Raw genomic sequence first — 11,310 nt, 5'->3', positions numbered from 1 at the left:
AGGGGACCCCGAGTTCCCCTTAGCAAGGGGAGGGGATTGAGGGGAGGGGTTCGGTGCAGCTTGGTAATGATAAGTCTTTAACCGAACCTGATATCAAAATGGTTATCAAAGTGAGGCAATTCTTACAGAAGATGTGACAATTTCACCGCTAGCGTTTCCTGAATGTGTCATAGCAGTTCGGGAAATGTTGCGTCCTATTAGTAAATAGTCTCGACTGTTACTAAGCTGTAAAACATCTAGTTTTACAACTTATTTATGCTTGGGTGAATTTTGAGTTGAGTGAGGAATAGGAAGCGCGGCGTTGCTGAATCAGCGTATGAATTGTCATTCTGTTAGCGCAGCGTGCCCGGAGGGCATACGTAACGAAGTGAAGCGTTAGCGCAGCGTGTCCCAAAGACATAGAATCTCTGCAGATGCTTCATTTCGCTTCGCTACATTCAGCATGACAAAACTAGATTCATACTTCAAATCAGCAACGCCGGAAGCGCTTTTGCTTTTAATATGATAAGCCGGACAACTGTTCGACCTTGCAATCTACCAAGCTATCCGGCTCAGTTTGATTTTCGGAAGTTGTCATCAACCTCACTGGACTAGGTCTGGACTCTTCTTTGGTACGCCCGATGAATTCCCATCCACCAGTTCTGACACAGAAGAGCGCTGAGCCGCGCAACCACAACCCGAAAACCCGCGTTGTTGTTCGTGTTGTCACGCGCGTTCCTGTTGCGGTTCGCCGAGCGGCAGTTCCTCGGATTGTTGTTCCACGAACCGCCACGCAGCAGTCGGAGTTGCCTACCCCATAGTTTAAATTAACATAATATTAAGACAAACCTCTTGATTAAACGGTAAGTTTTTTGTATTATTAAAGTGATAGATTTAAACTCATCCAAAAATCTGAAAAAAAATTGATCGCGCTTCGCGCGGAAAGTGAAGAGAAAAGAAGAAAGCGCAAAGTGCAAAAGGAGAAAAGTGTAAAGGGCTAAGAAGTCCTGAGCCGCGCAACCACAACCCGAAAACCCGCGAGGCCGTACGTGAGGTCACGCGCGAACCTGAAGCGGTACGCCGAGCGGCAGAACCGCGGATTGACGTACCACGAACCGCCACGCAGCAGCCGATAATCATTATCATTTTTACTCATCCAAGCAGTACCATCAGCAGGCGCTCCTTTGTAGCTATCATGCCATGCATCTTGGCACCACTCCCATATATTACCATGCATATCATACAAAGCAAAAGCATTTGGTGGAAATTTTCCTACCTCTGTTGTTTGCTCACGATATTCACCCTTTGGTCCAGAAGCATAAATATAGTTGCCGTTGTAGTTTGCTAAATCTGTGGTGATGGTTTCGCCAAAGTGAAACGGGGTAGTCGTTCCCGCGCGACAAGCATATTCCCATTCTGCCTCACTGGGCAAACGATAGGGCTTTCCAGTTTTGTGAGCCAATCGAGCACAAAATTCAATTGCATCGTCCCATGATACCCTCTCAATAGGTCGATTAGCTCCTTTAAAGCGGGATGGATCTGGATTTAAATCTATTTTGACCTTAGGAAGAGCGGCAACGGTTTGCCATTGAGCTTGCGTTACAGGAAACTTACCCATATGGAAGGGTTGAATGGTGACGGTGTGCTGTGGACTTTCACGAGCAAGGCGTTCTGGCTCATTCTCTGGAGAACCCATCAAAAATTGACCGCCAGGAATTGCCACCATCTCCAGCAACACATCATTGCCCAGGTTTTCTGTGAAAAATTCTGCTCGACCCCGATGACGATTGATTTCGCAGGTTTTTCCTATACCTAAAAATTTTGATTTGACGATGATTGTGGCATACTCGAACTCAAACTGCTGAGTTTGAATATTAGTTTGAGTATTCGTTGGAATATTAGTTTGAATAACAGAGGGAGATTTTGGCTGAGAAACTGGTGATGATTGAGTTTGAGGTAGTTCTCGTAATTTTGCTTGCTGTTTTTGTCGCTTGGCTCTTTCTTGCTCTTGCTGTAACCTCTGTGCTTCCTGTTGCTTACGCTCATATTCTGCTTGTTTCGGAGTAACGATCCGTTGTTCAATTGAGGCAATATCTTCATCCCGCAGTCCCAGATACTGCTGATATTCTTTGAAATCTTTTTGAGTAGTTTTGCTAAAGGGATATTCTTGAGCAATTGCCTGAATCAATGCTTGCTCATACTCATGGCGCTTACGTTCATACTCCCGATAAGGTTGCAAAACTTCTTCTTCAATTGCAGCTGCTTCTGCTGGAGTTAATCCCCACTCATCGCGCTTTCCGTCTAAAATTCTACGAGCAAAAACAGAAAACTCGTGACCTTCCTTCGCACGAGTTTCTACTTCCTTACGATATTTCACCTTAGGATCATCCTTTGGTGATTTTGCCAGCAAAATTTTATGACCTTCCTCAATTGGGTAAAACTTGGGAGTCATGGCTGGTGCTGCTTCTTTTACCTTGCTGCTAGCATACTCGTGCAGTTCATCAATCGAAATCCAACCATCGCCATCGCGATCCGCTGCACCTTTTTCCATACCTTCAACTAAGTAGCGGGTGTATATGGAGAGGTCTGAACCTTCTTGTTCAAATGAGTACTGGGTAGATGTGGATGAAGTCAGGATTGCCCGCCCTTTACCGCCTAGCTGTTCCTGTAACTTTACAGTACCATCATCTTTGACTGTTAAACCTTGGGCGATCGCCCCGCTAAAGCAACAGTCTAAAATTATCACCTGTCTTTGGGAACGGCTCTCATTCATACTTTCGTGCAGAACACTGGCTGCTACTGCTGAAGGCTTGAATAACCTGTCATTCTGTTTACGAGTGGTAGAAGTTGAGAGGTAAAGCTTGCCGTAATCATCTGTAATCCCGTGGCCAGAAAAGTAAAATAATAATAAGTCTTGTTTCTGGCGATGGGCAAACAGATTGTAAATAGCATCTTCCATTTCCTGACGTTCGGGATTTTTGAGGACTGTGATATCTACCTCAGCAAAATTTCCTATTTCTGGGTGTGTCAGTACTCGTCGCATTGCTTCAACATCTTTCACCGCACACGGTAACGGATTTAGTCCGGGTTGATACTCGCTCACCCCTATCAGCAATGCTAACTTCCCCATCTTTGCCTGCCTATGTCCCCACAAGTTTCTGCGTTGTCTCGACTGTTGCCACCAATTCTATTGTGCCTGTTTACTAACTTTTCGTTTGAGTGTTTTACTATTGCTTCTACTTTTTATTCAAGGGTTTTTCCAGAAAGGCTCTTGCCGAGCAACACAAACGGAATTTCAATAGATATGGGCACAAAACTTTTTACAATTTCGTCATATCTTAGTAATAGCATCGTCACAAAGGCTTTCTAGATTAGAGATGGTATCCAGAAAATCTTAACAAAGACAAAATGTATAGAAAACCGAGTGATGACAATCACGAATTAAACGTACACAACAAAATTTTATTAAGTAATATGACTGGTCCTTGGAAAAAAACAGCTTTTCATTTATCGCTCGTGTTACTAGGTTCTGGGATGACTCTTGCAGGTGGCTACTTGGCTTCCCACTCCCAACAGGTTTCTAAAAACGCATCTGATCTTGCTGTGAGTCGGGTCAATGCTGCTCCCCCAATACCGACGAATCCAGAGGGTAGTAGTTTTGTTACGAAGGTTGTGCAAAACGTCGGACCAGCCGTTGTGCGGATTGATGCTTCGCGAACCGTGAAAACCCAGTTGCCAGAAGAATTTAACGACCCATTCTTGCGCCGCTTTTTTGGTTCTGCACTGCCAAATTCACAACAAAGGCGGGTAGAACGTGGTACTGGTTCAGGTTTTATTATGAGTGCTGACGGTCGCATTCTCACCAACGCTCACGTTGTTGATGGTGCGGATACTGTGAAAGTGACACTCAAGGGTGGACGCACTTATCAAGGTAAAGTGTTAGGCAAAGATGAATTAACAGATGTGGCTGTTGTCAAAATTCAAGCAGATAACCTACCAACAGTGACATTGGGTAACTCGGATCAGCTACAACCCGGAGAATGGGCGATCGCCATTGGTAACCCCCTTGGTTTAGATAACAGCGTCACCACTGGAATTATCAGTGGAACAGGTCGGACAAGCAATCAAATTGGTGCTCCCGACAAGCGAGTGGAATATCTTCAAACAGACGCAGCAATTAACCCTGGTAACTCTGGGGGACCATTACTAAATGCCCAAGGACAAGTCATAGGGATGAATACAGCCATTATCCAGGGGGCGCAAGGATTGGGCTTTGCTATTCCTATCAACACAGCGCAACGAATTTCCAATCAATTGATAGCCACAGGTAAAGTACAACATCCTTATTTAGGAATTGCGATGCAGGCGTTGACACCTGAGTTGAAAGAAAACATCAACTCTGATCCCAACAGTGGCTTAAGTGTTAATGAAGACAGTGGCGTTTTAGTTGTCAAAGTTATGCCCAATTCACCAGCAGCCAAAGCGGGGATACGTGCTGGTGATGTAATCCAAAAACTTAATGGTCAAACAGTTGCAGATGCAGCCTCTGTTCAAAAGGCAGTGGAAAATAGCCAAATTGGGGGAAATTTGCGCATGCAATTGCGTCGCAATGGTCAAAACCTTGACTTAGCTGTCCGCCCAGGTGCTTTTCCAATGCAATAGGACTTACGCATCGTAACACATACAGCAGAATTCAGAACTTAGGAGCGTTCCCCCTGCCTACGCTCCGTTTCTGCTCAGCTGGAACGGAAGCCAGCACCACGGCACCATTGTCAAGTTTTTGCAGCAAGCGTTCGGCTTATCGCTTCTTGTGGTAGATTGGGTGAAGCAATAGCAGAACCCAACTACTGATTGTATTGGGTTTAACTTCATTCCACCCAGCCGACAAAACTATATTGTCTTTTCTCCAAGAAAACCTCGAATCAAATTAATAAGTCTTTTTGATTCCTCTGGAACTGATTCAAATGCACTCTTAATTAGGTAGGTTGCCACAACTGTTTTATCATAAGTCAAGATTTTTGCCGCTTCATAAAACTCATTATGCTTCCCAGCCCTAGATGCGGAATCTAACATATGATCTACTGCTGCACTTGACATTTGTAATTCTCGCTTAAATCTTTCATAAAATAGCTCTCTGCTTTTGGGGTTAACAATCCATGATTCCGGCCACTCATTGCCAGGTAGAAAACTCAGGCGTTTGTCCACCCAATCTTTAGCCTCTTGTTGTTCAGTAGGATTTTCAAGAGCTTTTAAAAATTGATCAATCTGCTCAGTCTTTTTCGATAATTGATCACCGTCCAGAAGCACACAAACTTCTATCGTTCTGTCTTTTTTGTGCATAATTTCTTTATATTTAGCACCAAGATGTCGCATAACCGCTGTTGCTGAACCTATAGGTAAAACTTTTGTGCGTGAGCGAAGATCGTTATCTAAAACTGTTTCCACTATTAATTTAGCTGCCTCATCTTCGACCAAAATATCTAACTCAACATTTTGACGACCTGAGAGTTTTCCAGTGGCATAACTCGGTGAAATTCCAGGTATGACAGTAGTTTCACTCCCATTGCGTTCAAGAAAAATTCTGCCTTCTGGTGGTAAGCACTCAAGAATCCGACAGGAATGAGTTGTACAAATAATTTGAAACTTACGTTTTTCACATATTTTCTTTAATTCTTCAATTAAGCTTTCTTGTGCTTTCTCATGAAGACCTAATTCTATCTCATCAATCAAAATAAGAGAGCCATCTGGGCACTCATTGATAATTGAAAATAATTCAAATAAAGAGTGTTCTCCTGCTCCCATGTTAAAGCCAGAGTAGACATTCTGATCTTTTTTAGCCACTATAGGCAAACGATATTTTGAGTGTCGTCTATAGCTGAAACTGGTATAGTCAGTACTAAGGATTCTGCTTACAGTTTCACGAACACTATCTTCCCATCCGTGGTCTGTTCCTGGCTTAAACTTACCTCGATAGCTTTTAGATACACTTCTTTCTACATGTGGAACAATGCGCTCAACACCAAGAAATACAACGGTACGTTGAACTCTTGAATCATAGTTATTCCAGCGACCTCCAGATTTCTTATGACGTACTTGCTCACCAGGTCCAACCTGGTCAGGATTATGCTTAGTAACTTTCCAATTGTTATGAAGAATTTGATATCGAATGTCTATATCGCCAAGTGCAGCTTCCTCTTTTGTTTGAATAAAGAAATCTGAGAAAGTATAGTAGGAATGTTGTCTTCCAGCTAACTTGAAGCCATTAGGTTTGTTGTGAAACGCACATGCTGATAGTGCCAGAACTGTGGTTTTACAAGAACCATTACGTCCAGCAATGGCTGTAATTGGGTAGCGAAAGTCGATAGTAACCCCCTTCAAACCACGTATCTGACCACTTAAAACCTGTATCGTGAGTAAAGTTGCACGTGAAGTGTCACAAGGAAACCATTTGAGGTTTTTCTGGTCTAAGTCTGAGTATTTATACACTATTTGCTGGTATTAGTTAAGAGTTAGGTATGGAGCAGTTTAGCACCCTTAATTTTTGAAGCAGTATAAATTATAGCTACCAATTTTGGTTGTCGGCTTTTAAATCGAAAAAGGAGAAATGCCAGCTACACATTTCTCCTTTTTCTCCTTTGACTTATTAAAGATAAGCTGGTTAACCCAAAGCCGTTCGCAACTCACTGTGTGCTTGTTCCAACGCCTCTGGTAATTTACTCGCATCGCGTCCGCCTGCTTGTGCAAGATTCGGTCTTCCACCGCCGCCACCACCGCAAATTTTCGCGATCGCACCCACAAATTTCCCTGCTTGCAACCCTTTCTTATTCACCTCTGGACTAAAAGCAGCAACTAAGCTGACTTTTCCTTCCTCTGGAACAGAACCTAACACAACCGCACCATTACCAAGTTTTTGCAGCAGGCGTTCGGCTACAGTTTTTAAGGATTCTGGATCAACGTCTTCCATTTTGGCGACGAGAATTTTATAATCGCCAATGGACTCGACTGTTTGCAGCAAACTATCTGATTTGGCGATCGCCAGTTGTGATTTAAGAGTTTCTAATTCCTTTTGGGTGTTTCTAAGTTCGTTTTGCAGAGTCGTAATTCTATCGGGAAGTTCTTCCGGTTTTACCTTAAAGCGATCGCTCAAATCTTTCACGACCTTTTCCCGCACATTCAGGTAATCTAAAATAGCAGGACCAGAAACTGCTTCAATTCGCCGGACTCCTGACGCCACACCAGCTTCAGAGATTATTTTGAAAACTCCTATCTCCGCAGTATTACTGACATGAGTTCCTCCGCAAAGTTCCATTGATACACCAGAAAAGTCAATGACGCGCACTTGTTCGCCATATTTTTCACCGAACATGGCAACAGCACCTCTGGCTTTTGCTTCTGCTAAGGGCAAAACTTCCACTTTTGCGGAGTGTGCTTGGGCAATCCAAGTGTTTACCTGTTCTTCAACTTGCTGTATTTCTTCTGGTGTTAAAGCACGGGGACAGTTGAAGTCAAACCGCAACCTGTCGAATGACACCAGAGAACCTGCTTGCGATATGGAGTCATCAACAATTTTCTTCAACGCTGCTTGCAGTAGGTGAGTTGCGGTGTGGTTTGCTTGCAAGCGACGACGACAAGCTTGATCAATTTGCGCGGTCACATCATCTCCTACTCGGATTGTACCGCGTTCGATGCGTCCGAAGTGAACAAAGAAATCCGATTCTTTCTTGACGTCGTGAATTGTCACAAGGACACCATCACCAGAAAGATATCCGCGATCGCCTATTTGTCCGCCCGACTCTGCATAAAATGGAGTTTGGTCGAGGACAATTTGCACGTCTGTTCCGGCTTCTGCTTCTTCTTGGGAAACGCCACCTACCAACAGCACTTCAACTTTGGATGTCGCGACAGGTTGGGTGTAACCCAAGAATTCTGTTGCGTGGATGTGTTCCGCCAGCTTGTCGAGAGAACCTTGTACCGTTAAGTCGATTGTTTTGTGTGCTTCCTTGGCGCGTTCTACTTGTTTTTGCATTTCTGCATCAAAACCCGCCTCATCAACGCTGAGGTTGTTTTCAGCAGCAATTTCTTGAGTCAGTTCTAAAGGAAAACCGTAGGTATCGTACAAGGTGAAAGCACTTTCGCCACTGATTTGGGTTTCGCCTTTGCTTTGCACCTGTTGGATAATTTCCGCCAGCAGTTCTTCACCGCGTTCCAAAGTTTTCAGGAAGCGAGATTCTTCTCGTTGCAGTTCTGCTTTGATGGCGTTTTCTCTTTGGCGGACGTTAGGGTAAGCTGATTCCGAGAGGGCGATCGCACTTTGGGCAACTTTGGTAGTAAATTCTTGTTGAATCCCAATCAATCTTCCATGACGGACAACCCGACGAATCAGGCGACGCAGAATATAACCTCGTCCGACGTTAGAAGCGCGGATTTCATCGGCTATCATGTGGACGACTGCACGAATATGATCTCCAATCACTTTTAAGGAGACTTTGGTTTTCTCATCTGCTGATTCGTAGTCTATCCCAGCAATTTGGGCTGCTGTTTTGATAATGGGGAAAACCAAATCAGTTTCGTAGTTGTTGGGAACTCCTTGAAGGATTTGCGCCATCCTCTCCAAACCCATCCCAGTGTCGATGTTCTTATTAGCTAGAGGTGTTAAATTCCCTTCTGCATCCTGGTTGTATTGCATGAAGACAAGGTTATAAACCTCAATGAACCGGCTGTCGTCATCTAAATCAATATTGTCATCGCCGCGTTCAGGGTGAAAGTCGTAATGTATTTCTGAACACGGACCACAAGGACCAGTAGGACCAGAATTCCAAAAGTTGTCTTCCCTCAAACGTTTAATTCTGGCTTCGGGAACGCCTATTTGATCACGCCAGATAGCAAAGGCTTCGTCATCTTCCTCAAAGACACTCACAACGAGGTGTTCTCTTGGTAAACCAAAGACTTTTGTGGAAATTTCCCAACCCCAAGCGATCGCTTGTTCTTTAAAATAATCCCCAAAGCTGAAGTTCCCCAACATCTCAAAAAACGTGTGATGCCGTTTTGTGCGTCCAACGTTTTCGATATCATTGGTGCGAATGCATTTTTGAGAAGTGGTAGCACGCTTGAATTCTGGTGTCCGCTGTCCGAGGAAAATGGGTTTAAATGGTAGCATCCCCGCGATCGTCAGCAGTACGGTTGGATCTTCTGGAACGAGGGAAGCACTTGGGAGAATTTGGTGTCCTCGTTGGGCGTAGAAGTCTAGGAATAAGGTGCGAATTTCGTTACCGCTTTTGTAGTGGAGATGATCAGACATGGGTGTTTACAAAAATAATGTTAACTATTGACACTCCCCTGCCTAAAGGCGAGGGGATTCTAAATTGACGCTACGGGGCAGGCTAAAGCCGTGCCCCTTCACGTTTTTAGCTGTCACCCAAATTTTAATCCGGGTGGGGCGTGTCAAAGCGCCCATACCCACTCCATCAAGGTCGAACCCCGACGTTGCGGCTACTTTACGAATTATGTTAGCGGCTCCGTTACAATCCGCGTTGATTGTTCCGTACCATAATGATCTGTACAATCCGCGCTTAGTTCGTCTTCCTGACGGCTTCCACCTATCGGGTTTTTCACCATATGTCGGTAGAGGATCGCGATTTAAAAACGATGCTTTAGATGTGTACGACTCTTCTGTTTCAACAAATTTGATGCCGTGCCGTTTGCACAGACACTCAATTCGCTCTTTTAATCTGCATGTCGGAATTTGTACAAATGTTTGGTTGTTTCTACGCCCAAGACTCGATTCTTGACGTTGACCTTTATTCCAGCCAAACACAATATTTCCAATTCTGTTCTTCAAGCAGTAATTGATGACAATCCGCGCTGCTTTGTTCACTGCATCTCGCATCTGTCGATTACGTTTTTCGGTGATGGTTGCTAACTTCTTGGACCAAAACCCTTGAGGTTTGCCTTCCTTAATGCAAGCAATCTGCTTGTTATACCACTTGTTAACAGATTTGACGTGCCGACCATCAATGATGAAACTATTTCCGCCAAATGAATTCTCAATACACGTCAACCAATTCGTTACACCTGGGTCAATTCCTAACACCCATCTCTCATTCAGCTTAATTTGTCGAACTGGCTGCTGTTCATATACCCATTCAGCGTAAAACTCACGGTTACGTGGCAGAATCCGCAACTCTTTGATTAATGCAAAATCAATATTAGACGGTGCTGGAACCGTAAAATAATCTATCCCAAACCACGCTTTTACCGTTTGTCCTAGCGGAATTCGTATTTCACCTCCAACTAGCTTTAATGCTTGTTTTGGGTAAGTGACAACAGCTAATCCGTTTTTGCGGTAACTAGGAAGACGCGGCTTTTGATCTAATTCTCCATTGCGGCTTTTCTTGTCTAACTCGTAGAAAGATTTAAAACTTTCTACAACAGCAAGTAAAACTTGTTGAGCGCATTGTGAATAAAGAGATTGGTAGTTTAGGCTACTCTTAAGTTCGTTTATTAAATCGAACTTTTTAAGGTACCTGCGCTCTTGAAACCAAATTTGACGACCGTAGTATATTCCGCAATTTGTTAACCTATGAGCTTGATTGCAAAGATATTCAAGAATGGGATGGACAAGCAATGAGCGATTTAACAATACTTGCTGGCAACCATAATCTTTTGGCAATAAAATCACCTCCTTGTGCTCAATCTTCTACAACGTTCTTAGCACGAATTCCGGAAAAATATCAGGCACTTTAAAAAGTGCCTTGTGGCTTTCATCCGACGCATTGTCCACGCATTTGTCCCCTAGAAAATGAACCAGCAATTTTTTGTCGCTTAGTCCCTCGGCATGGCTAATTTTTTTACGTGTTAGACCCCCGCCCCGGTCTGTTCGCGCAGCGTGCCGCTTCATTTTTCATGAGCCTTGGATGGACAACCCTATACAATGTCTACTTGTAAAACCCAAAATCTGGGTGTATTTTTGCGGCCCTACCCAAGAATTTGGGTAAAACTAGTTGACTGGAGGCCGCAAAAATACAAGGGTTGTCCATCCTTGTCGAGGGTTTACCCAACCCCTTCGGGCATAGCACGGAAGGCGGCACGTAGTGCCTGTTCCTCCGGGGTTTTCAGCCTACCCCTTATAAAGTTTTGAGTTCTGAGTTTTGAGCAATGAATAATAAGTCGTATTTTACTTGTTGCTTTCAGCGTGATTTTCATTTATATATTTTTGCATTTTGTTTCAGATTGCGACCAGTTACCTATGCCAAGTAGCTTATGCAGCTTTTGTATGGTATCACAGTCACCTCACTTTAGTAGGATGGGCGAGTGTGCTAACGATTATTACAA

At 43.9% G+C, this 11,310-nt stretch carries 6 protein-coding genes; 1 reads left to right on the top strand and 5 read right to left on the bottom strand.

Going from position 1 to position 11,310, the window contains the following annotated elements; genetic code table 11:
• Positions 1-590: 590 nt before the first annotated feature.
• Both DP117_RS10425 and DP117_RS10420 read right to left on the bottom strand, forming a co-directional pair.
• On the bottom strand, positions 591-776 hold the full coding sequence (locus tag DP117_RS10425; RefSeq protein WP_246275482.1) for a hypothetical protein: 186 nt from the start codon (positions 774-776) through the stop codon (positions 591-593).
• Positions 777-976: 200 nt separating this feature from the next.
• Entirely contained in the window at positions 977-3,109 is a 2,133-nt protein-coding gene (locus DP117_RS10420) for an SUMF1/EgtB/PvdO family nonheme iron enzyme (protein ID WP_169218238.1), read from the bottom strand.
• A gap of 278 nt (positions 3,110-3,387) precedes the next feature.
• Between DP117_RS10420 and DP117_RS10415 the strand changes: the two genes are divergently transcribed.
• A complete protein-coding gene (locus DP117_RS10415; protein WP_169218237.1) occupies positions 3,388-4,641 on the top strand; it encodes an HhoA/HhoB/HtrA family serine endopeptidase in 1,254 nt (417 codons plus the stop codon).
• Between the two features lie 228 nt (positions 4,642-4,869).
• On the opposite strand, the gene DP117_RS37205 is transcribed toward DP117_RS10415, so the two are convergent.
• From DP117_RS37205 to DP117_RS10400, 3 genes are all read right to left on the bottom strand, one after another.
• The gene (locus DP117_RS37205) at positions 4,870-6,465 is read right to left on the bottom strand and encodes an AAA family ATPase (RefSeq protein WP_169218236.1); all 1,596 of its coding nucleotides are present in this window, start codon (positions 6,463-6,465) and stop codon (positions 4,870-4,872) included.
• Positions 6,466-6,637: 172 nt separating this feature from the next.
• Positions 6,638-9,277, bottom strand: a complete 2,640-nt coding sequence (alaS, locus tag DP117_RS10405) for an alanine--tRNA ligase (protein WP_169218235.1) — start codon at positions 9,275-9,277, stop codon at positions 6,638-6,640.
• Between the two features lie 42 nt (positions 9,278-9,319).
• Positions 9,320-10,657 (bottom strand): transposase, encoded by a 1,338-nt coding sequence (locus DP117_RS10400; RefSeq protein WP_348982996.1) that lies wholly within the window; start codon positions 10,655-10,657, stop codon positions 9,320-9,322.
• Between the last annotated feature and the right edge of the window lie 653 nt (positions 10,658-11,310).

The sequence above is a fragment of the Brasilonema sp. UFV-L1 genome, from assembly GCF_012912105.1.
Classification (GTDB): Bacteria; Cyanobacteriota; Cyanobacteriia; order Cyanobacteriales; family Nostocaceae; genus Brasilonema.
The sequence above is the reverse complement of the archived record's forward strand: the minus strand, read 5'-3'. Positions and strand labels throughout refer to the sequence as shown.